This is a genomic window from Microbacterium sp. SORGH_AS_0505, from assembly GCF_030818715.1.
GTDB lineage: Bacteria > Actinomycetota > Actinomycetes > Actinomycetales > Microbacteriaceae > Microbacterium.
Window position 1 is genome coordinate 1,962,222 of the sequence record NZ_JAUTAT010000001.1, and the last position, 23,036, is coordinate 1,985,257.

23 protein-coding genes and 2 pseudogenes are annotated in these 23,036 nt (G+C 69.7%); 18 read left to right on the forward strand and 7 right to left on the reverse strand.

Going from position 1 to position 23,036, the window contains the following annotated elements:
* Positions 1 to 2: 2 nt before the first annotated feature.
* Together QE428_RS09665 and QE428_RS09670 are read right to left on the reverse strand one after the other, a co-directional pair.
* Complete coding sequence (locus QE428_RS09665) at positions 3 to 683, reverse strand: response regulator (protein WP_091352332.1); 681 nt, start codon at positions 681 to 683, stop codon at positions 3 to 5.
* Positions 680 to 1,945: an ATP-binding protein gene (locus QE428_RS09670; RefSeq protein ID WP_307468546.1), complete on the reverse strand. Its 1,266-nt coding sequence runs from the start codon at positions 1,943 to 1,945 to the stop codon at positions 680 to 682. Before QE428_RS09670 ends, QE428_RS09665 begins: the two co-directional genes overlap by 4 nt.
* A 125-nt stretch (positions 1,946 to 2,070) precedes the next feature.
* On the opposite strand from QE428_RS09670, the gene QE428_RS09675 reads away from it, so the two are divergent.
* Entirely contained in the window at positions 2,071 to 3,510 is a 1,440-nt protein-coding gene (locus QE428_RS09675; RefSeq protein ID WP_091352339.1) for a cation:dicarboxylate symporter family transporter, read from the forward strand.
* A 63-nt stretch (positions 3,511 to 3,573) separates the two neighbouring features.
* Here the strand turns inward: QE428_RS09675 and QE428_RS09680 are convergent, their stop codons facing one another.
* Positions 3,574 to 3,756, reverse strand: coding sequence for a DUF5302 domain-containing protein (locus QE428_RS09680; RefSeq protein ID WP_091352343.1), 183 nt, complete (start codon positions 3,754 to 3,756; stop codon positions 3,574 to 3,576).
* A gap of 295 nt (positions 3,757 to 4,051) precedes the next feature.
* Between QE428_RS09680 and QE428_RS09685 the strand changes: the two genes are divergently transcribed.
* The 6 genes from QE428_RS09685 (at position 4,052) to QE428_RS09710 (ending at position 10,314) form a co-directional block, all read left to right on the forward strand.
* A complete protein-coding gene (locus QE428_RS09685; RefSeq protein WP_091352346.1) occupies positions 4,052 to 6,316 on the forward strand; it encodes a polyribonucleotide nucleotidyltransferase in 2,265 nt (754 codons plus the stop codon).
* A gap of 214 nt (positions 6,317 to 6,530) precedes the next feature.
* Positions 6,531 to 7,550 carry an aldo/keto reductase gene (locus QE428_RS09690; protein ID WP_091352350.1) on the forward strand — a complete coding sequence of 340 codons (1,020 nt, stop codon included), beginning with the start codon at positions 6,531 to 6,533 and terminating at the stop codon, positions 7,548 to 7,550.
* 73 nt (positions 7,551 to 7,623) lie between these two features.
* The gene (locus QE428_RS09695; protein ID WP_091352354.1) at positions 7,624 to 8,223 is read left to right on the forward strand and encodes a histidine phosphatase family protein; all 600 of its coding nucleotides are present in this window, start codon (positions 7,624 to 7,626) and stop codon (positions 8,221 to 8,223) included.
* A gap of 1 nt (position 8,224) precedes the next feature.
* Positions 8,225 to 9,046 (forward strand): TSUP family transporter, encoded by an 822-nt coding sequence (locus QE428_RS09700; RefSeq protein ID WP_307468552.1) that lies wholly within the window; start codon positions 8,225 to 8,227, stop codon positions 9,044 to 9,046.
* Positions 9,047 to 9,055: 9 nt separating this feature from the next.
* On the forward strand, positions 9,056 to 9,868 hold the full coding sequence (gene dapB / locus QE428_RS09705) for a 4-hydroxy-tetrahydrodipicolinate reductase (protein WP_307468554.1): 813 nt from the start codon (positions 9,056 to 9,058) through the stop codon (positions 9,866 to 9,868).
* Entirely contained in the window at positions 9,865 to 10,314 is a 450-nt protein-coding gene (locus tag QE428_RS09710) for a tetratricopeptide repeat protein (RefSeq protein ID WP_307468556.1), read from the forward strand. The genes dapB and QE428_RS09710 overlap by 4 nt, the downstream gene beginning before the upstream one ends.
* A 4-nt stretch (positions 10,315 to 10,318) precedes the next feature.
* Here QE428_RS09710 and QE428_RS09715 read toward each other — a convergent pair whose 3' ends face one another.
* The 4 genes from QE428_RS09715 to QE428_RS09730 all read right to left on the reverse strand — a co-directional run bounded on the left by QE428_RS09715 (position 10,319) and on the right by QE428_RS09730 (position 12,718).
* Positions 10,319 to 11,209: a TIGR01777 family oxidoreductase gene (locus tag QE428_RS09715; protein WP_307468558.1), complete on the reverse strand. Its 891-nt coding sequence runs from the start codon at positions 11,207 to 11,209 to the stop codon at positions 10,319 to 10,321.
* Positions 11,202 to 11,627: an OsmC family peroxiredoxin gene (locus tag QE428_RS09720; RefSeq protein ID WP_307468560.1), complete on the reverse strand. Its 426-nt coding sequence runs from the start codon at positions 11,625 to 11,627 to the stop codon at positions 11,202 to 11,204. The genes QE428_RS09715 and QE428_RS09720 overlap by 8 nt, the downstream gene beginning before the upstream one ends.
* 94 nt (positions 11,628 to 11,721) lie before the next feature.
* Complete coding sequence (locus tag QE428_RS09725) at positions 11,722 to 12,288, reverse strand: DUF4395 domain-containing protein (protein ID WP_307468563.1); 567 nt, start codon at positions 12,286 to 12,288, stop codon at positions 11,722 to 11,724.
* Entirely contained in the window at positions 12,281 to 12,718 is a 438-nt protein-coding gene (locus QE428_RS09730; RefSeq protein ID WP_091352384.1) for a thioredoxin family protein, read from the reverse strand. The genes QE428_RS09725 and QE428_RS09730 overlap by 8 nt, the downstream gene beginning before the upstream one ends.
* 83 nt (positions 12,719 to 12,801) lie before the next feature.
* On the opposite strand from QE428_RS09730, the gene thyX reads away from it, so the two are divergent.
* The 11 genes and pseudogenes from thyX (at position 12,802) to QE428_RS09785 (ending at position 22,894) form a co-directional block, all read left to right on the forward strand.
* Entirely contained in the window at positions 12,802 to 13,545 is a 744-nt protein-coding gene (gene thyX, locus QE428_RS09735; RefSeq protein ID WP_091352388.1) for an FAD-dependent thymidylate synthase, read from the forward strand.
* Positions 13,546 to 13,572: 27 nt separating this feature from the next.
* A complete protein-coding gene (locus QE428_RS09740; RefSeq protein WP_307468567.1) occupies positions 13,573 to 14,325 on the forward strand; it encodes an SDR family oxidoreductase in 753 nt (250 codons plus the stop codon).
* A 266-nt stretch (positions 14,326 to 14,591) separates the two neighbouring features.
* On the forward strand, positions 14,592 to 15,116 hold the full coding sequence (locus QE428_RS09745; RefSeq protein ID WP_307468568.1) for a hypothetical protein: 525 nt from the start codon (positions 14,592 to 14,594) through the stop codon (positions 15,114 to 15,116).
* Positions 15,113 to 16,091 (forward strand): annotated as a pseudogene (gene dapA, locus QE428_RS09750) (4-hydroxy-tetrahydrodipicolinate synthase). Before QE428_RS09745 ends, dapA begins: the two are co-directional and overlap by 4 nt.
* The gene (locus QE428_RS09755) at positions 16,088 to 17,764 is read left to right on the forward strand and encodes a ribonuclease J (protein WP_091352397.1); all 1,677 of its coding nucleotides are present in this window, start codon (positions 16,088 to 16,090) and stop codon (positions 17,762 to 17,764) included. Before dapA ends, QE428_RS09755 begins: the two are co-directional and overlap by 4 nt.
* 38 nt (positions 17,765 to 17,802) lie before the next feature.
* A complete protein-coding gene (locus QE428_RS09760; RefSeq protein WP_091352401.1) occupies positions 17,803 to 18,294 on the forward strand; it encodes a GNAT family N-acetyltransferase in 492 nt (163 codons plus the stop codon).
* 57 nt (positions 18,295 to 18,351) lie between these two features.
* Positions 18,352 to 21,060, forward strand: coding sequence for a DNA translocase FtsK (locus tag QE428_RS09765; RefSeq protein WP_307468570.1), 2,709 nt, complete (start codon positions 18,352 to 18,354; stop codon positions 21,058 to 21,060).
* A gap of 31 nt (positions 21,061 to 21,091) precedes the next feature.
* Positions 21,092 to 21,659 (forward strand): annotated as a pseudogene (gene pgsA / locus QE428_RS09770) (CDP-diacylglycerol--glycerol-3-phosphate 3-phosphatidyltransferase).
* Positions 21,659 to 22,195 (forward strand): CinA family protein, encoded by a 537-nt coding sequence (locus QE428_RS09775; RefSeq protein WP_091352411.1) that lies wholly within the window; start codon positions 21,659 to 21,661, stop codon positions 22,193 to 22,195. The pseudogene pgsA and the gene QE428_RS09775 overlap by 1 nt, the downstream one beginning before the upstream one ends.
* Before the next feature lie 149 nt (positions 22,196 to 22,344).
* A complete protein-coding gene (locus tag QE428_RS09780) occupies positions 22,345 to 22,665 on the forward strand; it encodes a helix-turn-helix domain-containing protein (RefSeq protein ID WP_091352414.1) in 321 nt (106 codons plus the stop codon).
* A 7-nt stretch (positions 22,666 to 22,672) separates the two neighbouring features.
* The gene (locus QE428_RS09785; RefSeq protein ID WP_091352418.1) at positions 22,673 to 22,894 is read left to right on the forward strand and encodes a DUF3046 domain-containing protein; all 222 of its coding nucleotides are present in this window, start codon (positions 22,673 to 22,675) and stop codon (positions 22,892 to 22,894) included.
* Positions 22,895 to 23,036 lie beyond the last annotated feature (142 nt).

Genomic DNA, 23,036 nt, shown 5'->3' on the forward strand with positions numbered 1-23,036 from the left:
GGTCAGCGCACCCAGCGGTACTCCGCCTCAGGGCGGCCGGGAGTCCCGTAGCGCTGCGCACGCTCGGCGCGCCCCGCCTCGGCGAGGTGTTCGAGGTAGCGTCGCGCGGCGACCCGCGACATCCCGAGGCTGTCGGCGGCCTCTCTCGCGGATGCGGGTCCGGACCGCAGGAGCGCGCTCACCCTGTCCAGCGTCTCCGCGGACAGCCCCTTCGGAAGGGTGGGGGTCGGTGAGGTGCGGAGGGCGCCCACCATCGCATCGATCTCGGCCTGGGTCGCTGTCCCCGCGGCGAGCGAGAGTCGCTCGCGGAACCGCAGGTATTGCATCATGCGGTCGCGGAAGTCGCTGAAGGTGAACGGTTTCACGAGGTACTGCGCGGCGCCGAGGGCGATCACCTGACGGACGACCTCGGAATCCCTGACCGAGGTGATGGCGATCACGTCGACGGTGCCGGTGCGCGCCCGCAGGTGGCGGAGGACGTCGAGACCGGAGCCGTCGGGCATCGTCATGTCGAGGAGGACCAGATCGATCTCGCCCGCACCGGGGCTGCCCAGGAGCGCGGAGACGGCGGCGCGCGCGCCCGTGCACTCCGCGACGACCTCGAAGCCGTCGAGCCGCTCGACGTAGCCGCGGTGCAGTTCGAGGGTCAGAGCGTCGTCGTCGACGAGCATGACGCCGATCATGCGTCACCCCGGGGGAGGATCACGCGGAAGGTCGTCGGGTCGGAATGCAGGGAGATCGTGCCCTCGGCCTCGTCGACGATCGCGCGGACGAGGGCGAGCCCGACGCCTCTTCCGGCCTTGCCTGCGGGCTTCGTCGAGAACCCGTGCTCGAAGATGCGGTCCGCGATGTCAGCGGGGATCCCGGCTCCGCTGTCGGCGACCTCGAGGGCGAGCTCGTCCTCGGTCGTGCGCGTCATCTGCACGTCGACCCACCGCGGCGGGGGAGCGGATGCCGCGGCATCCAGCGCGTTGTCGATGAGATTGCCGACGACCGAGACCGCGTCGACGGGGGAGAGGACCGAGCGCGGAGCGTCGGCGTCGATGCGGGCGCGCCACTCGACGCCGCGCTCGGCCGCCTGCGACGCCTTGCCGAGCAGGAGCGCACCGACGGTCGGATCGCCCTCACGGCGCGCCGCGACCTGGTCGACGAGGAGCTGACTCTGCCGCGCGTCCTCGGAGAGGATGTCGATCGCTTCGCGCGTGCGTCCGAGTTCGAGCAGGGCGATGGCCGTGTGCAGGCGGTTCCCGTGCTCGTGGGTCTGCGCCCGGAGCGCGTCGCCGAGCGTTCGCATCGACTCGTAGGACGAGACGGCGTCGCGGACGGCCCCGGCGGGCAGGTCGCCCGCGACCCGACGGGTCACCCGGCGGGCGTAGACCGCGCCGGCGAGTCCCGCCGCCGCGAGGAGGACGGCGATGGCGACGGCGACGAGGATGCGCGGGCCGAGCGCCTCGGTGATCGAGCCGATCGTGACGCCGACCGAGACCCGTCCGACCACGACGCCGTCGGACTGGACGGGCACGATCGTGCGGACCGACGGTCCGAGCGTGCCGGTGAACTCCTCCGTGAGCGTGGCCGTCCCGGTCGGGATCGTCCCGATGTACGTCTTGCCGATGCGAGCCGGGTCCGGATGGGTGATGCGGATGCCGGCCGGGTCCATGATCGTGACGAAATCGACGCCGGCGTCCTTCGTGACCGCCTCGACCTCCGGCTGCAGGAGACGCGTCGCCGCGGCGCGGTCTCCGCGCGCGAGGGTATCGGCGACCCCGGTGCTGTCGGCGATCGTCTCGGCGACGGCGCGGGTGACACGCTCCGCCTCGGCGCGGGCGGCGCGCTGCCCCTCCCACAGAAGGATCCCCGCGATCGCCAGCGACAGGATCACGACGGCCGCGGCGACGGCGAGGAACACGCGGGATGCCGCGCTCGCTGCGCCTGATCGGGCCACATCGCCTCCTCTCGTCGATCTGCGACCAATACGACCACAACTGCTCGGGCGCGTGCACACGCGGCACGCTGATCCTCGTCGACACCGCCGTCGACTCCGACAACGACTGTCACCCAGGAGAGATCATGGCCCTCACATCTTCGTTCCGGCTCCCCGGATACAACCCGCGCCGGGGCAAGCAGGCGTGGGACAAGCACACATGGCTCTACGTCTCCGTCATCATCGCCGTCGTCCTCGGCTGCGTCGTCGGTCTGATCTGGCCCGCCTTCGGAGAGTCCCTCGAACCGGTCGGCAAGGCGTTCGTCAACCTCATCAAGATGATGATCGCGCCGATCATCTTCTGCACGATCGTCGTCGGTGTCGGGTCGATCGCGAAGGCAGCCACGGTCGGTCGCATCGGCGGCCTCGCCCTGCTGTACTTCATGGCCATGTCGACCTTCGCCCTCGCGATCGGTCTCGTCGTCGGCAACATCATCCACCCGGGTGAGGGCCTGAACATGCAGAACGCCCAGTACGACGCGGGCGACACGAGCGAGGCGAAGACGACGACCGAGTTCATCCTCGGCATCATCCCGACCACGTTCTTCTCCGCCTTCACCGGCGAGAGCGTGCTGCAGGTCCTCTTCATCGCGCTGCTGGTCGGCTTCGCCCTGCAGAAGATGGGCGCGAAGGCCGAGCCCATCATGAATGCGGTCAAGAACCTCCAGGCCCTCGTCTTCCGCATCCTGGGCATGATCCTCTGGCTCGCCCCGATCGGTGCGTTCGGCGCCATCGCCGCCGTCGTCGGCAAGACCGGGTTCGCGGCGATCGTGAGCCTCGGCATCCTGATGATCGCCTTCTACATCACGTGCATCGTCTTCATCGTGGGTGTGCTCGGCACGATGCTCTACGCCGTCGCCCGGGTCAACATCTTCCAGGTCATGAAGTACCTCGGGCGCGAGTACCTCCTCATCGTCGGCACGTCCTCGAGCGAGTCGGCCCTACCGCGCCTCATCGCCAAGATGGAGCACCTCGGCGTCTCCAAGCCGGTCGTCGGCATCACAGTGCCCACCGGCTACTCGTTCAACCTCGACGGCACCGCGATCTACCTGACGATGGCCTCGCTGTTCATCGCGACCGGGCTCGGCGCCCCGATGTCCATCCCCGAGCAGATCGGACTCCTCGTCTTCATGATCATCGCCTCCAAGGGCGCCGCGGGCGTCACGGGCGCGGGTCTCGCGACCCTCGCCGGCGGCCTGCAGGCCTACCGTCCCGACCTGGTCGACGGCGTCGGCGTCATCGTCGGGATCGACCGGTTCATGTCCGAGGGGCGGGCGCTGACGAACTTCACCGGCAACGCCGTCGCCACCCTCCTCATCGGAACGTGGACCAAGCAGATCGACCGCGAGCAGGTGGCGGCCGTCCTCGCCGGGCGTCGCCCATTCGACGAGGCGACGTTGACCGCCCACGGCGTCTCGGATGACACCGGTGCCGTCGATACCTCAGGACTCAACGACGCCGCGCTCGCCGAGGCGGAGGCCAAGGAGGAGCGGGCCCGCGCGCGCCGCGCCGATCTCGGCAGCTGACACGCGACTGTCACGACGAAGGCCCGGACGCCACTCGGCATCCGGGCCTTCGTCGTGTCGTGCTCAGCCGCTCTTGCGTCGGAACTCGCGCTTGGTGACCGCACCGTGCGTGCCGTGCACGGCCGAGTCGCCGTCCAGGTGGGCCTCGCCCTGCCGGGTGCGCGAGTTCTTCTTCTCGAGCGCCTCGCGGAATTTCCGCTTCATGTCATCGGATGCCGCGTCCGCGGTCTTCTCGTCGTCGCTCATCCCGCCACGATACGCACCGAAGGGGGTGCGCTGATAGGCTGGCTCGGGTTGTCCGCGGTTCTGTTCGCGGCATCCGCTCAACTTCACAGTGAGCTCATGGAGCAGGCCCGGCAGGAAGCTGGTCCCCTGTGGTGGATTCCCATCCCGTTCCGGTGGATGGTGGTCTTCGACTGGTGGCCAGCGCAGGCGGACTTCGCGGATGTCTCCGCGCGCCCATAACTGCCTGTTCCTGCTCCTTCGCACGATCTCGTGCGCGAAACGCGCGTGCGAGTCTAAACAAAGAAGGAGAGACCTCTTGGAAGGTCCAGAAATCACCGCCGCCGAAGCCGTTCTCGACAACGGCCGTTTCGGCACCCGCACCGTCCGGTTCGAGACCGGACGACTGGCACAGCAGGCGCAGGGCGCCGTTGCCGCTTACCTCGACGAAGAAACCATGCTCCTGTCGGCCACCAGCGCCGGCAAGCACCCCCGTGAGGGCTTCGACTTCTTCCCGCTGACCGTCGACGTCGAAGAGCGTTCGTACGCCGCGGGCAAGATCCCCGGTTCGTTCTTCCGTCGCGAGGGCCGCCCCTCCACCGAGGCGATCCTCGTCTGCCGCCTCATCGACCGGCCGCTGCGTCCGTCGTTCGTCGACGGCCTGCGCAACGAGGTCCAGATCGTCGTCACGGTCCTCTCGATCGCACCCGGCGAGTACTACGACGCCCTTGCGATCAACGCGGCCTCCGCGTCGACGCAGATCTCCGGTCTGCCCTTCTCGGGTCCGATCGCCGGTGTGCGCCTCGCGCTCATCCCCGGCCACGGCGAGCACGCCGACCAGTGGGTCGCGTTCCCGAACCAGGCTCAGGTGGAAGAGGCCGTCTTCGATCTGATGGTCGCCGGTCGCGTCCTGCCCGACGGCGACGTCGCGATCATGATGGTCGAGGCCGAAGCCACCGAGAACAGCTGGAACCTCATCAAGGGTGGCGCCGTCAAGCCGAGCGAAGAGATCGTCGCCGGCGGCCTCGAGGCCGCGAAGCCGTTCCTCAAGCAGCTCGTCGAGGCGCAGGCTCAGATGGCTGCCTCCTCGTCGCGCGAGCCCGGCGTCTACCCGGTCTTCGCCCCGTACAGCTCCGAGGTCTACGACTTCGTCGCCGGCCGCGCCTACGACGACCTGGTGAACGTCTACCAGATCGCCGACAAGCAGGAGCGTCAGGCAGCCGATGACAAGGTCAAGGACCGCGTCAAGGCCGAGCTGATCGCCGCCGTCGAGGCCGAGCAGCTCCCCGCCGGTGCGCCGATCGAGTTCGCTGCGGCGTACAAGTCGGTCACCAAGATCGTCGTTCGCGGCCGCATCCTCTCCGAGGGTGTCCGTATGGACGGTCGTGGGCTCGCCGACATCCGCCCGCTCGACGCCGAGGTGCAGGTCATCCCGCGCGTTCACGGCTCGGCGGTCTTCCAGCGCGGCGAGACCCAGATCATGGGCGTCACCACGCTGAACATGCTCAAGATGGAGCAGCAGATCGACTCGCTGTCGCCCACGACGAGCAAGCGCTACATGCACCACTACAACTTCCCGCCCTACTCGACCGGTGAGACCGGCCGTGTCGGCAGCCCGAAGCGTCGCGAGATCGGGCACGGCTTCCTCGCCGAGCGCGCCCTCGTGCCGGTGCTGCCCAGCCGCGAGGAGTTCCCGTACGCGATCCGTCAGGTCTCCGAGGCGCTGAGCTCCAACGGCTCGACGTCGATGGGCTCGGTCTGCGCCTCGACCCTGTCGCTGCTGAACGCGGGTGTGCCGCTGCGCGCCCCCGTCGCCGGTATCGCCATGGGTCTCGTCTCCGACGAGGTCGACGGCCAGACGCGCTACGCCGCGCTGACCGACATCCTCGGCGCCGAAGACGCTCTCGGCGACATGGACTTCAAGGTCGCCGGAACGAGCGAGTTCATCACGGCTATCCAGCTCGACACGAAGCTCGACGGCATCCCGTCGTCGGTGCTCGCGGCCGCGCTGACCCAGGCCAAGGAGGCTCGCCTCACGATCCTGAACGTCCTGAACTCGGCGATCGACGCTCCCGACGAGATGGCGCCCACCGCGCCCCGCGTCATCAGCGTCCAGATCCCCGTCGACAAGATCGGCGAGCTGATCGGCCCCAAGGGCAAGACGATCAACGCGATCCAGGACGAGACCGGCGCGCAGATCTCGATCGAGGACGACGGCACCGTGTACATCGGCGCTGTCGACGGACCCTCGGCAGAGGCCGCCCGTGCGCAGGTCAACGCGATCGCCAACCCGACCAACCCCGAGGTCGGCGAGCAGTTCCTGGGCACGGTCGTCAAGATCGCGACCTTCGGTGCGTTCGTCTCGCTCCTGCCGGGCAAGGACGGCCTGCTGCACGTCAGCGAGGTCCGCAAGCTCGCCGGCGGAAAGCGCGTCGAGAACGTCGAGGACGTGCTCGGTGTCGGACAGAAGATCCTCGTGCGCATCACGAAGATCGATGACCGCGGCAAGCTCTCGCTCGAGCCCGTCGTCGAGGAGTCGGCTCCGGCCGGCGACGCGGCGGCCGAGGCGCCCGCCGAGGCCTGAGCCACGCTCTGGCGAACGCCCGTCCTCTTCGGAGGGCGGGCGTTCGTCGTGTCGGGACGCTCAGTCGATCCGGTGGGATCGAACCGTTATGGAAACGTCACCCGTTGTCTCGCGCGCGTCCGCGTCGGGTCTGAGGGCTGTTCTACCCTCGGAGAGAGCGCATCGGAGGATGCGTGGGCACGCGAACCCCCGAGCGCTCCGCAAGGAGACGGGTATGGCAGCGTTCGAGACGGCGGATCAGGCGTCGCCGACGGTCGTGCCCGGCATCCACCCCTCCGGTCCGCTCCCCGTGCACGGTGCGCCGGTCGGCCGCAACATCCGCGTTCCGCTCGGCGAGACCGGGTTCTCGGTGTTCCCGCTCGTCCTCGGCGGTGCGGAGTTCGGCTGGCACGTGGACCTCGCCGCGGCGCACGCGATTCTCGACCGATACGTCGAACGGGGTGGCAACGCCGTCCACACCTCCGACAGCTACGCCGCCGGCCGCAGCGAGCATGCGATCGGTCGCTGGATGGCCGCGCGCCGCAACCGCGACGATCTCGTCCTCACGGTCAAGGTCGGCCGCGGTGCCGACAACCCCGGACTCGGGTCCGTCAACCTCGTGCGCGCGGTCGAGGCATCCCTCACCCGTCTCGGCACCGACCGGATCGACGTCCTCTCGCTCGACGGCACCGCCGACCGCACGACGCTCCTCGAAGACACCCTCGCCACGGCGGAATGGCTCGTGGACACCGGCAAGGTGCGTGCGATCGGTGCTGCGGGCTACCGCGCCGCCCAGCTCGTCGAGGCCCGCATCCTCTCGGCCGCGGGGTATCCCCGGTTCACGGTGCTCGACGTCCCGTACAACGTGCTCCGTCGCGACGAGTTCGACGGCGACCTCCGTCTCGTCGCCGGCGCCCAGGGCATCGCTGTGACGCCCTCGCAGGCGTTGGAGCACGGCTACCTCTCCGGCGTGCACCGGGCTCGCGACCGGGTCGGCGGCTCGGTCCGGGGGCGGCAGCTGGCCGCCAGCATGAACCGTCGCGGCGCCCGCACGCTGCGCGCCCTCGACCGCATCGCGGCGGAGCTCGCCGTTCCGCCCGCGGCGGTCGCGATCGCCTGGCTGCTCGCGCAGCGTGTCGTCGCCGCACCGATCGTCAACGCCTATGCGGTCGCTCACGTCGAGGAGCTCGTCCAGGGCGTCGGCGTGCATCTCAGCCGCGCGCACCTCGCCGAGATCGCCAAGGCCACCGACTGAGCCTCGGTTAGGCTTGGAGCTACCCCGGGAACGTCCGGGGACCCGGGGGAACCACGATGAAGCGAGCGACCACGTGACGCACTATCTGTACCTGGTGCGGCACGGCGAACACCTCGACGCGGAGCACGGACTCGCCGACGGACCGCTCTCGCCGCGCGGTCGGCGACAGGCGGACCTCCTCGCGGACCGCCTGTCGGGCGTTCCGCTGACCGCCGTCTGGCACTCGCCGCTGTTGCGCGCCGCCGAGACGGCACGGGCCGTCTCGGAGCGGCTCCCCGCCGTCGACCCCGAGCCGACCGCCCTGCTGTTCGACTGCGTGCCGAGCGGGATGACGCCCGACACACCGAACGTCTACGAGCCGTTCTTCGGGGGAGTGACCGAGGCCGAGGCAGACGCGGGCGCGGCGCAGATGGCGGATGCCGGGGCGGAGTTCCTCGCTCACCGCCCCAACGCGCACGAGCTGCTCATCACCCACAACTTCGTCATCGCCTGGTTCGTCCGAGAGGTGCTGCAGGCTCCGGAATGGCGCTGGCTGACGATCAACCAGGCGCACTGCGGTCTCACCGTGCTCGCTCAGCGTCCCGGGCGGCCGTGGTCCCTTGTGGCCCACAACGACCTCGCACACCTCCCGGTGGAGCTCCGGACGGGCCTTCCCGACATCCTCTCGGTGTGAGGTGCTGACCGGTCCTCTCCTCGCCGACTGGCTCCCCGTCTCCGCGAGCGCGCTGCTGTTCCTCGTGGTCGCGGCAGGGGTGGCCGGGTGGGTCGACGCCGTCGTGGGCGGGGGCGGCCTCATCCAGCTGCCGGCCCTCGTCATCGGCGTGCCCGAGGACGTCGCCACCCCGTTCATCCTCGGAACCAACAAGCTGAGCTCGTTCTTCGGGACGCTGTCGGCGAGCTGGGTGTACCTCCGACGGGTGAAGGTCCATCTCGTCCTCCTGATCCCGCTCGTCCTCGGGGCCTTCGGCGGCTCGGCGGTGGGCGCCGCGCTCTCGAGGTACGTCCCCCGCGAGGTGCTCACGCCGGTCGTCCTGGTGGCGGTCGTCGCGGTGGGCGTTTACACGCTCCTCCGCCCGAAGATGGGCCTGCACCACGAGCCGCGGCACGCCGAGCGCGTCGCGGTCGTGTGGCGCTCGGGGGTCATCGGGCTCGGCGTGGGGTTCTACGACGGCATCCTCGGTCCCGGCACCGGGTCGTTCTTCGTCATCCTCCTCGTCGGGGTCCTCGGGTTCGGCTTCCTGCAGGCGAGCGTCAATGCGAAGATCGCCAACCTCACCACCAACCTCGCCGCGCTGATCGTCTACGGCGTCCACGGCGAGATCATCCTGGCGCTCGGTCTCGTCATGGCCTGCGCGAACATCACCGGCGGCTTCATCGGCGCCCGGATGGCCACCCGCGGGGGCAACGGCTTCGTCCGCGTGGTGTTCCTCGTCGTCCTCGGACTCCTGGTCGTGAAGCTCGCGTGGGACACGGTCGCCGGGTTCCTGCCCGCCTAGGCTGGAGACATGACGACGCGTGTGGCCCTCGTGGGCGGGACCGGCAAGCTCGGCAGCATCATCGCTGAGGTCATCGCGGCGACCGACGGCTTCGAGACCGTCGCTGTCCTCGGCTCCTCGAGCGATCTCGCCGAGATCGACGCCGCCGACCTCGTCGTCGACGCCTCGACGCCGGCCGTGTCGATCGATGTCGTCCGCGCGGCGATCGAACGGGGCAAGAACATCCTCGTCGGTACCTCCGGCTGGTCCGCCGAGCGCATCGCCCTCGTCCGTCCCCTCGTGGATGCCGCGGGCACCGGCGCGGTCTTCATCCCGAACTTCTCGCTCGGCTCCGTCATCGGGTCCGCTCTCGCGGCGGCATCCGCCCCGTTCTTCCCGTCGATCGAGATCGTCGAGACGCACCGTGAGACCAAGGTCGATTCGCCCAGCGGCACCGCCGTCCGCACCGCGGAGCTGATCGCCGCCGCACGCTCCGAGGCCGGCCCGGTCGAGGCTCCGCACGTCGATCAGCGCGCCCGCGGGCAGCAGATCGCGAGCGTCCCCGTGCACTCCCTGCGCCGGCCGGGTGTCGTGGCACGGCAGGAGACGATCCTGTCGGGGCCGGGGGAGTCCCTCACGATCGTCCACGACACGATCGACCCGGCCGCGGCGTACGCCCCCGGCATCCGGGTTGCCCTCGCTGCGGCTCGCGACGCATCGGGCCTCGTCCTCGGGCTCGATTCGATGATCGACATCGGGATCCGGATGCCGCAGCCCGCCCGTACGGCGCCCGTCGCGGACGGGGACGCCTCGGATCAGGCTGCGGCGGCGACCACCCGATGAGGACGCGTATCGGCGTCGGGATCGTCGCCGTCGTCCTCGTCCTGTACATCGCTCTCGTCGCACAGCGAGCCGTGCTGCTGTTCACGAGCGGCGACGCCGTGGGCATCGCGATGGGCGTCGCGCTCGTGCTGCTTCCCGTCGTCGCCGTCTGGGCGTTGTGGCGCGAGCTGAGCTTCGGCGCGGGCGCGGAGCGGCTGGGGCGACGGCTCGCGGCGGAGGGCGCCCTGCCCGCCGAGGAGCTCGCGCTCCGGCCCAGCGGCAGGCCCGTCCAGGCCGAGGTGGACGCCCTCTTCCCCGCCTACCGCGACGCCGTCGAGGCGAACCCCACGGATTGGCGCGCCTGGTACCGGCTCGGGCTCCTCTACGACGGAGCGGGCGACCGCCGGCGCGCCCGCGGCGCGATCCGCACCGCGATCTCGCACGAGCGCGCCGAACGGCGCCGCTGAGTCCTCAGACCGCCGCGGCCACCGCGTCCTCGACGGTCGGGTGGTGGAACTCGAACCTGGACTCGAGGAGCACCGCGGGCACGACGTGCGAGTCGGTGGCGAGAAGCGCGTCGACGGCATCCTTCCCCAGGACCAGTCGGATGGCCCAGAGGGGCGCCCGGAGCAGGTACGGCCGGTTCAAGCGACGCGCGAGCGCGAAGCCGAGGTCGTTCGCCGTGGCCCGCTCCGGCCCGGTCAGGTTGACGGGTCCCGTGATGCTGTGGTCCATGACGTGACGGATGCCGCGGATCTCGTCATCGAGCGAGATCCACGGCCAGACCTGGGTTCCGCGTCCGAGCGGTCCCGACAGTCCGAGCTTCGTGAGCAGCAGCAGCGGCTTGAGGACGCCGTCGCGGTGCACGACCGGGGCGGTGCGCAGGAGCGCCGTACGAGCGCCCGACGCGACGGCGGCAGCCTCCCACTCGCCGCAGAGCTCGGAAAGGAATGCGTCGCCGCGCGGACCGGTCTCGTCGAACGTGCGCCCGTGTCCGTCGGGCGGGTAGTACCCCGACGCCGACGAGCTGACGAACAGAGGCGCATCCTCGCCGAGCTCCCGGAGTGCGCGGGCGAGCGTCTGCGTCGGGCGCAGGCGCGACCAGACGAGCTGCTTCTTGTACGAGGCCGTCCAAGGGAAACGTCCGATGGTCGCGCCGTTGAAGTTGACGACAGCTTCTGCGCCTGCGAGCACCTGAGGATCGAGCGGCTTCTCACCGGGCGACCAGGTGACCTCGTCGGGGCCCTGGGCCGGGTGGCGGACGAGCCGCGTGACGGCGTAGCCGTCGGCGACGAGGGAGTCGATGAGGGCGCGTCCGATCAAGCCCGACGCGCCCGAGACGACGACGCGGCGCTCAGGCAAGCGTCGCCTCGAGCGTGATCTCGATGCCCGACAGGGCTGCCGAGACGGGGCATCCGGTCTTCGCCTCGTTCGCGATGCGGTCGAAGTCCTCGGCCGAGAGGCCGGGGACGGATGCGCTGACGTTCAGGTGCGAGCCCGTGATGCCGGTCCCCGGGATGAAGGTGACGGATGCCGTCGTCTCGACGCTCTCAGGGGGAGTGCCGTATTCGGCCAGGGCGTTGGAGAGAGCCATGCTGAAGCACGACGAGTGGGCTGCTGCGATGAGCTCCTCGGGCGTCGTCACCGACGTCGATCCCTCGCTGCGGGCCTTCCAGTTCACGGGAAGCGGGCCCTGGTTGGAGCTCTCGAGGGCGACCTCGCCCGACCCTTCGAACAGGGTGCCCTTCCAGCTGGTGGTGGCTTCGCTCGTGACGCTCATGGTGTCTCCTCTGTCGTGGTCGTGACGAATCGCTGCCGAGCATATGCCTCGCGGATCAGCGGGCGATACGTCTTGACGAGGAGGGGGAGGGGACTCAGGCGGTGCGGCCGACGAGACCGACGCGCTGCAGGAGGAGCCACAACTGGCATCCGAGGCACAGGCCGGACACCGCGTTGAGGAATGCGGCCATGAACGCCAACGCCCCCGAGATCGGCAGGGCGAGCGGAACGCCGAGCGCGTGGAGCACGAGGCCGATGGTCGTGACGAACAGGCCGACGCCCTGCGCGAAGCGCGGCGGGCGCGGGTCTTCGAGGTCGGTCGGGGGAGCGAGGCGCGGCTGGATCGCACGGCGATAGAGCACGCTCCACGGCGCGGTGCGCGGCGAGACGACGCCCCAGAGGAACAGGAGGGCGATGACGAGCACGGCGAGGAAGCCGGGATCCAGGACCCGCATGCCCACGGGGGTGAAGGGAAGCACCCATCCCTGCATGGGGACGATGAACATGCCGCCGCCGAGCGGGCTCAGCCAGCCGAACCCCGCGTCGGTGTGGGCCGTCGAGCCACCGAGCAGGGCGAGCAACGTCGCGATGAGCAGCAGCACAGCGGTGATGGATGCCGCGAAGCGCGGCCCCCGGGGATCGATCCCTCGCACCTCAGCCACGGTCGGCTCCCGTCGTCACGCGGTCCAATTCCATCTCGACGACCTGGCGACCCGGAACTCCGCCGAACCGGGAACGGACCATGCCGTCCTTGTCGAGGATGAGGGTCGTCGGGGTCTGCAGGACGTGGAAGTGCTGAGCGATGTCGACGCGGTGCGTGAGGTCGACGTTCAGGTGCAGGACGCCGTCGCGGTCGTCGGCGATCTCGCGCAGCGTGCGGTGGACGCCGGGGCACCGGCTGCACATCTCGGTGCTGAACTGCAGCAGCGTCGCGGTCTCGCCGAGGCGTTCGGCCCCGAGACGGGTGGGTTCGACGATCTCGCGGGGGTCGAAGGGGCGCGGCCGGTTCTGCCGCCACCGCAGGGTCAGACCGATGCCCACGGTGACCACGAGGAGCGCGGTCAGCACGAGGATGGCGGGAAGGAGATCCATGACCGCTCCACAGTAGTCCCGCGCGTGGTGTCGCGGCTCGCGCGACGTCATGTGTGACGAGCCCGGCGGGTAGTGTGTGAGCCGTGAGTGAGCGCCCCGAAAGCCCCGAGATCGAGTTCCGCAGCGATGTCACGGTCGAGCTGGTGCGATCGTCCGCCTCCGACAGCGACGTCCTCTTCGCGGCGCGCGTGTCGACCCAGGGCGAGCAGACTCTCGCGGCGGCGGCCGACGGCTCCGAGGCGACAGGGCGCGACCGCGGCCTCATCAACTACCTGATGCGCGATCGGCACGGCTCGCCGTTCGAGCACAACTCGATGACCTTCTACGTGCAGGCGCCGATCTTCGTCTTCCGCGAGTTCATGCGCCACCGGATGGCGTCGTACAACGAGGAGTCGGGTCGATACCGCGAGCTCCGCCCCGTCTTCTACGTCCCCGCGCCCGAGCGCAACCTCGTGCAGGTCGGCAAGCCCGGCGCGTACAACTTCCTCCCCGGATCCGACGAGCAGGTCGAGCTCGTCGCCCGCGAGACGCGCGAGGCATCCGTCGCCGCTTTCGAGAGCTACCAGCGGATGCTGGATTCCGGCATCGCCCGCGAAGTCGCCCGCATCGTCCTGCCGCTCAACATCATGTCGTCCATGTACGTGACGGTGAACGCGCGGTCGCTCATGAACTTCCTGTCGCTGCGCACGACGCGCGAGGGCACGCACTTCCCGTCGTTCCCGCAGCGCGAGATCGAGATGTGCGCCGAGAAGATGGAGAACGTCTGGCGGGAGCTCATGCCGCTCACGTACGCCGCGTTCAACGCGAACGGGCGAGTCGCCCCCTGAGCCTCGGCGCGTCCTAGGCTGACGCGCATGAACCGCACCGCACTCGTCACGGGCGCGAGCTCCGGGATCGGAGCCGAGTACGCCCGGCAGCTGTCCGCGCGCGGCGCCGACGTCGTCCTCGTCGCGCGCGACCGTGCGGCCCTCGAGGCCCTCGCCGCCGAGCTCGACGAACGCGGCGGGCATGCCGAGGTCCTCGTCGCGGACCTCCTGGACCCGGGCCAGCGGCACCGTGTCGAACAGCGACTCGAGCAGGGCGTCGACCTCCTCGTCAACAGCGCTGGGTACGGCCTGTCGCTCGGGTTCGCATCGGGCGACATCGAGGACGAGGCCCGGCACCTCGAGCTGCACGTGGAGGTCACGATGCGGCTCACCCGGGCCGCGCTCCCGGCGATGCTCGCGCGCGGCCGGGGCCGCATCCTGAACATCGCGTCCGTCGCGGGACTCATCCCGCGGGGGACGTACGGCGCGGCCAAGGCGTGGGTGGTGAGCTTCAGCCGCTGGGCGAACGCGGTCTACGCGCCGAAGGGCGTGACGGTGACGGCCGTCTGCCCGGGCTTCGTCCACACGAACTTCCACGAGCGGCTCGGGCTCCCTCCGGGGGAGGAGGGCGTCGCACGCTGGATGTGGCTGACCGCCCCGAAGGTGGTCCGCGAATCCCTGAGGGATGCCGCGCACGGCCGGGCCGTCAGCATCCCGTCCCTCCGGTACAAGGCGCTCGTCGCCGTGACGCGCCTGCTGCCCGACCGACTCGTGGTCGCCGCCGCCTCCCGCGGCCGCTGACGCGAAAGACCGGTCCGTCCCGCGACGCCCCGGGGCACAGGGGTGTGGCACGGCGTGTCGTGTCCTCCGCCGGTCTTTCGATCCGGGATGCCGCACGTCGAGGATCCTCCCCAGTCAGCCGACCTCGGGATCGGTCCACCGGGGAGCCCGTCCGATCACCGCCCTCGGGGGTGGTTCCGCACACTCGACCGGGTGAGTCGCTCAGCCGTCGATGTCGTCGCGGCGCACGGCGGTGTGGCGCGAACCTCGGCCCTCGGGCCGCCGGAGTGACGGATGCCGCTCTCCGCGCCGCTGTTCGACGGGGTGCTCTCGTTCGCGCACGTCAGGGCGTCTACGCCGTCCCGGGCACGTCGCCGGTCATTCTGGCCGCGCTGGGATGCCGCGGCCGGCTCTCGTGCCTCAGCGCGGCTCGACATCACGGGCTGTGGACCCTCGACGGCGGTCCCGCATCGCCGCCGCATGTCTGGATCGACCCCGACCGGCATCCGTCATCCGTTCCGCCGGGGTTCGTCGTCCACCGGGACGGGAGGGGCGAGCCCGACGCCCTCGTCGCGGTACGCCTCGCCCATTGCCTCGCGCAGATCGCGCGATGCGCCGGCGCGGAGGCGTTCCTCTGCGCATTCGAATCCTCGCTCCGGCAGCGGCTGCTGACCCGCGCGGAGCTCGACGGGTTGCGGGCCACGGTGCCCGCCGGCATCCGACCGCTCATCGAGATCGCGCGGGGAGATGCTGACACCCACCGAACCCCGAACACGGCCGACGGACGCCGACCGGTACCCTGGGAACCATGACGCACTCCGCCAATCCGTTCGGTCAGGTGCTCGTCGCGCTCGTCACTCCGATGACGGCCGACGGCGAGGTCGATTGGCCGGCCGTTGAGAAGCACATCGACGACGTCATCACCGGCGGAGCCGACGGCATCGTCGTGACCGGCACGACCCGGTGAGACGAGCACGCTGACGGATGCCGAGAAGCTGAAGCTCGTCGAGGTCGGCAAGTCCGTCTCCTCGGGCCGCGCGAAGATCATCACGGGCGGCGGTTCCAACGAGACCGCGCACGCGATCGAGCTGTACAAGGCGAGCGAGAAGGCCGGCGCGGACGGCATCATGATCGTCACGCCGTACTACAACAAGCCGACGCAGGCCGGCATCCTGACCCACTTCCGCCTCGTCGCGGATGCCACCGACCTGCCCGTGATCCTCTACGACATCCCGGGACGCACGGGTGTGCCCATCAAGTACGAGACGATCCTGCGCCTGGCCAAGCACCCGAACATCCTCGCGGTGAAGGACGCCAAGGGCGACTTCAGCGAGGTGAGCCGGGTCCTCAACCAGACGGACCTCCTCTACTTCTCCGGCGACGACGCGAATGTCCTGCCGCACCTGTCGATCGGAGCCGCGGGCCTGATCGGTGTCACGGCGAACATCACGTCCGCGCCGTACCGCGTGATCGTGGATGCCGTCAATCGCGGTGACCTCGCGACGGCGACCGCCGCGCACCAGAAGCTCGAACCCCTCGTCCGCGCCGTCATGACGCACGTGCCGGGCACCGTCAGCGCGAAATACATCCTCCACGGCCTCGGCCGCATCTCCAGCCCCCGCGTGCGCCTGCCGCTCGTGGGCCCGGAGGAGTGGGAGGCCGCCCTCATCGAGGACGAGCTCGATCTCGTGAAGGACATCCAGGGCGCCGACTTCTCCAACTTCCGACCTGATCGCAATGCCGCTGCCGGCGGCGCCCTTCCGAAGGTGCATGGAACCACTCGATGAGCAACCCCGTCTCCGCCCCGAACCCGCTCGAGCCCGGAACCCTCCGGGTGACCCCCGTCGGCGGGCTCGGTGAGGTCGGTCGCAACATGACCGTCTTCGAGTTCGACGGCAAGCTGCTGATCGTCGACTGCGGCGTCCTCTTCCCCGAAGAGCACCAGCCCGGCGTCGACCTGATCCTCCCCGACTTCGAAGCGATCCGCGGTCGCCTCGACGACATCGTCGGCGTCGTGCTCACGCACGGCCACGAAGACCACATCGGGGCGGTGCCCTACCTCCTCAAGCGCAAGGGCGACATCCCCCTCATCGGCTCGCAGCTGACTCTCGCTCTCGTCGAGGCGAAGCTCAAGGAGCACCGGATCAAGCCGTACACGCTGACGGTGAAGGAAGGCCAGCGCGAGCAGGTCGGCCCGTTCGACCTCGAGTTCGTGGCCGTCAACCACTCCATCCCCGACGCACTGGCCGTCGGCATCCGGACCCCCGCGGGCCTCGTGCTGGCGACGGGTGACTTCAAGATGGACCAGCTTCCGCTCGACGGCCGGCTCACCGACCTCCGCGCGTTCGCCCGCCTCGGCGAGGAGGGGGTCGACCTGTTCCTCGTCGATTCCACGAACGCCGACGTCCCGGGGTTCACGCCGCTCGAGCGCGCGATCGGGCCGGTGCTCGACCAGGTGATCGGCAAGGCACCGCGTCGCGTGATCGTCGCGAGCTTCTCGAGTCACGTGCACCGCGTCCAGCAGGTCATCGACGCCGCTGCCGCGCACGGCCGTCGCGTCGCGTTCCTCGGGCGTTCCATGGTCCGCAACATGACGATCGCCGAGCAGCTCGGGTACCTGAACGTGCCCGACGGTGTGCTCATCGATTACAAGAAGGCCAAGGACCTCCCCGACGATCGCATCGTCTACATGTCGACCGGCTCGCAGGGAGAGCCGATGGCGGTCCTGTCGCGCATGGCGAACCTCGACCACGCCATCGAGCCGGGGGAGGGCGACACCGTCATCCTCGCCTCCAGCCTCATCCCGGGCAATGAGAACGCGGTCTACCGCGTGATCGACGGGCTGACCAAGCTCGGCGCCAACGTCGTCCACAAGGCCAACGCGAAGGTCCACGTCTCGGGTCACGCCGCCGCCGGGGAGCTTCTGTACTGCTACAACATCCTGCAGCCGAAGAACGTGCTCCCCGTCCACGGCGAGTACCGCCATCTGATGGCGAATGCGAAGCTCGCTCAGGACAGCGGCATCCCCGCCGAGAACACGATCATCGCCGAGAACGGCACCGTCATCGATCTCAAGGACGGGGTCGCCAACGTCGTCGGTCAGCTCGATCTCGGCTTCGTCTACGTCGACGGCTCGTCGGTCGGCGAGATCACGGATGCCGACCTCAAAGACCGTCGCATCCTCGGCGAAGAGGGCTTCATCTCCGTCATCGTGGTGGTGGATGCCGCGTCCGGCCGTATCATCACGGGTCCTGAGATCCACGCTCGCGGGTTCGCCGAAGACGATGCCGTGTTCGACTCGGTCAAACCTAAGATCGCGCAGGCGCTGACCGAGGCGGCCCAGTCGGGGGTCCGCGACCAGCACGCCCTGCAGCAGGTCGTCCGTCGCACGATCGGCCGCTGGGTGAACCAGTCGCTGCGTCGCCGTCCGATGATCGTGCCGATGGTCATCGAGGCCTGACCCGCTGAAAGGGCTCGCCCGCCCGCTAACATTCGGGCATGCCCGAGTCCTGGACGCTCCGCTCTGCCTCGCAGGCCGACGGCGTCTTTCTGGGTGAGATGGTCGTCGAGGCGGCGAATTGGCGGCCGGGGCCGCCGCGTCCGCGCCACGACGTCCTCGCCGATCCGTTCCACCGTCGCTACCTCGCGGGGTGGATGCGTCCCGGGGACGTCGGCTTCGTCGCCGTGGCCGGGGCGGAGGACATCGGCGCGGCCTGGTATCGCACGCTGCCGCGCATCGAGTCGGGATTCGGCTATGTCGGGAGCGGCGTGCCGGAGCTCATCATCGGCGTCAAGCCCCTCTGGCGGTCCCACGGAGTCGGACGAGCGCTGCTGCGCCGATTGTGCGAGACCGCGCGGGCCGAAGGGCGTGCACGGATCAGCCTGTCGGTGGAGCGCGGCAACTTCGCTCAGGTGCTCTACCGGACCGAGGGTTTCGCGGTGACGCGGAGCGGCATCGGCCGCGACACGATGGTCAAGCGCCTCGGCTGACGCCGAAACCCGCGTCAATCCGGCGACATGTCGGACATGCCGCCTACCGTGGAAGCTATGCCCAGGAGCAGTAGTCCGACCAGCAAACCCCGCGCGACCGCGTCGGGCTCCTCGGCGCGGGCCAAGAAAGCCGAACCGACCCCGCGGCGCAAGGCCGAGCCGGCCCCGCGCCGCTACGTCGACGACGTCGACCGCCCGCCTGTCATCGTTCGCGCTTGGCTGGGGCTCGCGCACGTCGCCGGGGGCATGTTCCGCGCGTTCGGATCGGAGTCGCTCGAGAAGGATCAGCGCCGCGACGGGTTCCCCTTCCTGCTCGTCCTGATGGCCATCGCCGGGGCCGTCGTGGAGTGGTTCCTGATCGGCACTGACGTGGGAACGAACATCAGCGCCTACAGCGTCGGCGCCCTCATCGGCCGCGAGGCGTTCGTCTTCCCCGTCATCCTGCTGTTGCTCGCCGGGTGGCTGTTCCGGCATCCACCGTCCGTGCACGACAACGGTCGCATCGGCATCGGCGCCGGACTCTTCGTCCTCGTCGTCGCAGGCTTCTGCCACGTCGCCGGGGGACGCCCGCAGCCCAGCGAGGGTCTCGTCGAGCTCAGCGGCGCCGGCGGCCTGTTCGGATGGGCGATCGGTGAGCCGCTGACGGTCATGACGGAGATCGGGGCGGGCATCGTCCTCGGTCTCCTGGCGCTTCTGAGCGTCCTGATCCTCACGAAGACGCCTCCGAACCGCATCGGGCAGCGCCTCGGCGACCTGTACGCCTGGATGTTCGGTGCGGAGCGTTCCGAACGCGACCCGGCGCCGACGAAGGGCGAGACCGGCCCCACGGTCGCGTTCGACGCCCCCGAGGACGACGGCGACTCCCTGCCGTGGTGGCGCCGCAACAAGTCGGGCCGCGAGGAGGACGCCGACGGCGGCCTCGGTGCCGACGACCTCACCGCCCTGCTCGAGGCGAGCGGCGACGGCAGCTTCGACAACCCCGTCACCACTCCGACGCCCGCCGTCATGCCCGACGCGGTCACCGAGATCATCGCGCCCGCACCCCCGCGCACACCGGGCCGCAAGCGCGACGCCGCGCCCGAGGCCCCGCCCATCCCGCCCGTGCCCGACTTCGTCGCCGCTAACCTCGACTCCGTCGACCCGGATGCCGGCGACTACCGCCTTCCGTCCGCCGACGCTCTGGCGGCCGGCACGCCGCACAAAGCCCGTTCCGAGGCGAACGACGCGATGGTGCGCGCAATCATGGGCGTCTTCGAGCAGTTCTCGATCGACGCGAAGGTGACCGGGTTCTCGCGCGGTCCGACAGTGACGCAGTACGAGATCGCGCTCGGTTCCGGGGTCAAGGTCGAGCGGATCACGGCGCTCACCAACAACATCGCCTACGCCGTCGCCTCCAACGAGGTCCGCATCCTCGCGCCGATCCCCGGCAAGAGCGCGATCGGGGTCGAGATCCCGAACACCGACCGTGAGATCGTCACCCTGGGCGACGTGCTGCGCTCGCCCAATGCCCAGCAGGCGACGCACCCCATGACGATCGGCATCGGCAAGGACGTCGGTGGCGGGTACGTCGTCGCGAACCTCGCGAAGATGCCCCACCTGCTCGTCGCCGGTTCGACCGGCTCGGGTAAGTCGAGCTTCGTGAACTCGATGATCACGAGCCTCCTGATGCGCGCGAAGCCGTCGGACGTCCGCATGGTCCTCATCGACCCGAAGCGCGTCGAGCTCACGTCCTACGCCGGCGTGCCGCACCTCATCACCCCCATCATCACGAACCCGAAGAAGGCGGCCGAGGCGCTGCAGTGGGTCGTGAAGGAGATGGACATGCGGTACGACGACCTCGCGTCGTTCGGCTTCCGTCACATCGACGACTTCAACCGGGCCGTCGTCGCGAACGAGATCCAGCTCCCCGCGGGCAGCGAGCGCGTCCTCAAGCCCTACCCGTACCTCCTCGTGGTCGTCGACGAGCTCGCCGACCTCATGATGGTCGCCCCCCGCGACGTCGAGGATTCGATCGTCCGCATCACGCAGCTCGCCCGTGCCTCCGGCATCCACCTCGTCCTCGCGACGCAGCGGCCCTCGGTCGACGTCGTCACCGGTCTCATCAAGGCCAATGTGCCGTCCCGTCTCGCCTTCGCCGTGACGAGCGTCACCGACTCCCGGGTCATCCTCGATCAGCCCGGTGCCGACCGACTCATCGGTCAGGGCGACGGTCTGTTCCTCCCGATGGGTGCGTCCAAGGCGGTCCGCGTGCAGGGCGCCTGGGTGGCCGAGAAGGAGATCGAGAAGGTCGTCAACCACGTCAAGAACCAGGCGCGACCCGAGTACCGCAAGGACGTCGAGGCGATCGTCGAGAAGAAGGAGATCGACGCCGACATCGGTGACGACCTCGAGCTCCTCCTGGCGGCCGCCGAGCAGATCATTACGACGCAGTTCGGCTCGACCTCGATGCTGCAGCGCAAGCTCCGCGTCGGGTTCGCCAAGGCCGGCCGGCTCATGGACCTGCTCGAGGCGCGCGAGATCGTCGGCCCGTCCGAGGGGTCGAAGGCTCGCGACGTTCTCGTGACACCCGACGAACTCCCCGCCGTCCTGGCCCGCCTGCGAGGCGAGGAGCCGCCCGAGGATGCCGCGCCCGCCGCCGCCCCCGCTGCTGCCGCGCTCGCGACGGATCCCTACGGCCCCGACGCCGTCACGGAGCAGTTCGAGGGCTACGAGGTCGTCGAGTCCGAGGGTGATGAGGATGCCTGGGGTCTCACCGGCCGCGACTGACGTCAGCTGTGCGGCTCGGTAGGCTCGTCCCGTGACGATCCCCCGGCAGCTGCCCAATGCCATCACGATCGTGCGCATTCTGTGCGCACCTGTGTTCGTGTGGCTCCTCCTGGCCGACGGCGGCACGGACGGCGCCCTGCGGTGGTGGGCGGGCGCGCTCTTCATCGTCGCGATCGCCACCGACGGGATCGACGGCTATCTCGCCCCGCCGCTACGAGATCGTGACCGATCTCGGCAAGCTGCTCGACCCCATCGCTGACAAGGTCCTCACGGGGTGCGCGTTCGTCGCCCTCTCGATCCTCGGCGAACTGCCCGCCTGGGTCGTGGTGCTGGTCCTCGTGCGCGAGCTCGGCATCACGATGCACCGTCTCGTGGTGGCCACGGACCACGTCGTCGCCGCGGCGTGGATGGGCAAGCTGAAGACCGTCGCTCAAGCCGTCGCACTGTCGCTCGCGCTGCTGCCGCTCTGGACGGTGGTGGGGGAGTGGATCCACGTGGTCAACACGGTCGCGATGACGATCGCCGTGCTGCTGACGGTGGCGAGCGGCGTCGACTACGTCGTGACCGCCTTCCGCTCCCGCCGGGTCCGGAGCGCGTGATGCCCCGGACGCCGAGCGAACTGCCGGACGAGCTCGAGGAGACGGCCGTCGCCCGCGGTCCCCGGTCCGACTCCGAGCGGCTCGTCGAACGACTCAAAGAACTGGGATGGACGCTCGGGGTGGCCGAGTCGTTGACCGGCGGGCTGGTGGCGGCATCCGTCGTCTCCGTCTCCGGTGCGTCCGCCGTCTTCAGGGGCGGGATCGTCGCGTACGCAACCGACCTCAAGGCGCGACTGCTGGGCGTCGACGACACGCTTCTCGAGGCGCACGGCCCTGTTCATCCGCGCGTCGCGCGCCAAATGGCGGAGGGCGTCCGCCGCGCCGTCGGCGAGGAAGAGCCCGCGGACGTGGGAATCGCGACGACGGGGATCGCAGGTCCCCTCTCCTCCGACGGGCAGCCCGTCGGCACCGTCCACATCGCGGTCTCCACTCCGCTCGGTTCGCGCGTCGAGTCCCTCGCCCTCGACGGAGACCGGGACGAGATCCGCACCGCTGCCGCCGCGCGCGCGATCGCCTTGGCGGTCGACGCGCTCTGACCCGGGAATAGCGCGTGTTCCGAGCACGTTACGTCTCGGTGATTCCCATCCATTCCCCAGCGCTCGGGGTCTAGGGTGACAGCGAACGTGTTGTACCGTGGTCCTCCCGCAAGGGCTTCGGTGGATCGCAGCAGAGGGAGGGCCCACGCATGATCCTGGTTCGTCAAGAGATCGGTGACGTGCTCCGCGACTTCCGTCTGCAGAAGGGTCACACCCTCCGGCAGGTGTCGGGCAAGGCGAGCGTCGCCCTCGGCTACCTCAGCGAGGTCGAGCGCGGTCAGAAGGAAGCGTCGAGCGAGATCCTCGCTGCGGTCGCAGAAGCCCTCGATGTGCCGATCTCGGCGATCATGCGCGAGGTCGGAGAGCGCATCTCGGTGCTCGAAGGCTTGCACTCCCTCACCGATGTCGTCCCGGACGACCTCGCGTCGTTGGGAGACGAGGTCCCCGCTCCCGAGCTGTCGCTGCGCTGACCGCTCGATGCGTCACAGCGAATTCGATCGCGCCGTCGCCGACGAGTTCGGATCGGGAGGCGCCGCACTCGTCTCCGACCTGGTGTTGACGGACGTCGGCAACCGTACCGCCAGGGAAGCCCTCGCCGCCGGCGTCCCACCGCGTGAGGTCTGGTACGCCCTGTGCGCCGAGACCGATGTTCCCGTGGACCGCCGTCACGGCGCCGGAAGGCTCGATCCGCGCCGGTGATCCGGCGTGTCGTATCGAAGATGCGTTCGATACGGGCGTAGTCTCCTGCACAACGGGTGTCGTAGACACGTCGTTCACGTCAGGGCCGGATCCGGCAGTAATGTCGGAGCCCCCTCCTAACGTGAATCTCGTCAGATGACAC

Coding starts and splice junctions, on each gene's coding strand:
- QE428_RS09665 (WP_091352332.1), bottom strand. CDS start 683: ATGATCGGCGTCATGCTCGTCGACGACGACGCTCTGACCCTCGAACTG.
- QE428_RS09675 (WP_091352339.1), top strand. CDS start 2,071: ATGGCCCTCACATCTTCGTTCCGGCTCCCCGGATACAACCCGCGCCGG.
- QE428_RS09680 (WP_091352343.1), bottom strand. CDS start 3,756: ATGAGCGACGACGAGAAGACCGCGGACGCGGCATCCGATGACATGAAG.
- QE428_RS09690 (WP_091352350.1), top strand. CDS start 6,531: ATGGCAGCGTTCGAGACGGCGGATCAGGCGTCGCCGACGGTCGTGCCC.
- dapB (WP_307468554.1), top strand. CDS start 9,056: ATGACGACGCGTGTGGCCCTCGTGGGCGGGACCGGCAAGCTCGGCAGC.
- QE428_RS09710 (WP_307468556.1), top strand. CDS start 9,865: ATGAGGACGCGTATCGGCGTCGGGATCGTCGCCGTCGTCCTCGTCCTG.
- QE428_RS09720 (WP_307468560.1), bottom strand. CDS start 11,627: ATGAGCGTCACGAGCGAAGCCACCACCAGCTGGAAGGGCACCCTGTTC.
- QE428_RS09730 (WP_091352384.1), bottom strand. CDS start 12,718: ATGGATCTCCTTCCCGCCATCCTCGTGCTGACCGCGCTCCTCGTGGTC.
- QE428_RS09740 (WP_307468567.1), top strand. CDS start 13,573: ATGAACCGCACCGCACTCGTCACGGGCGCGAGCTCCGGGATCGGAGCC.
- QE428_RS09755 (WP_091352397.1), top strand. CDS start 16,088: ATGAGCAACCCCGTCTCCGCCCCGAACCCGCTCGAGCCCGGAACCCTC.
- QE428_RS09760 (WP_091352401.1), top strand. CDS start 17,803: ATGCCCGAGTCCTGGACGCTCCGCTCTGCCTCGCAGGCCGACGGCGTC.
- QE428_RS09765 (WP_307468570.1), top strand. CDS start 18,352: ATGCCCAGGAGCAGTAGTCCGACCAGCAAACCCCGCGCGACCGCGTCG.
- QE428_RS09775 (WP_091352411.1), top strand. CDS start 21,659: ATGCCCCGGACGCCGAGCGAACTGCCGGACGAGCTCGAGGAGACGGCC.
- QE428_RS09780 (WP_091352414.1), top strand. CDS start 22,345: ATGATCCTGGTTCGTCAAGAGATCGGTGACGTGCTCCGCGACTTCCGT.
- QE428_RS09785 (WP_091352418.1), top strand. CDS start 22,673: ATGCGTCACAGCGAATTCGATCGCGCCGTCGCCGACGAGTTCGGATCG.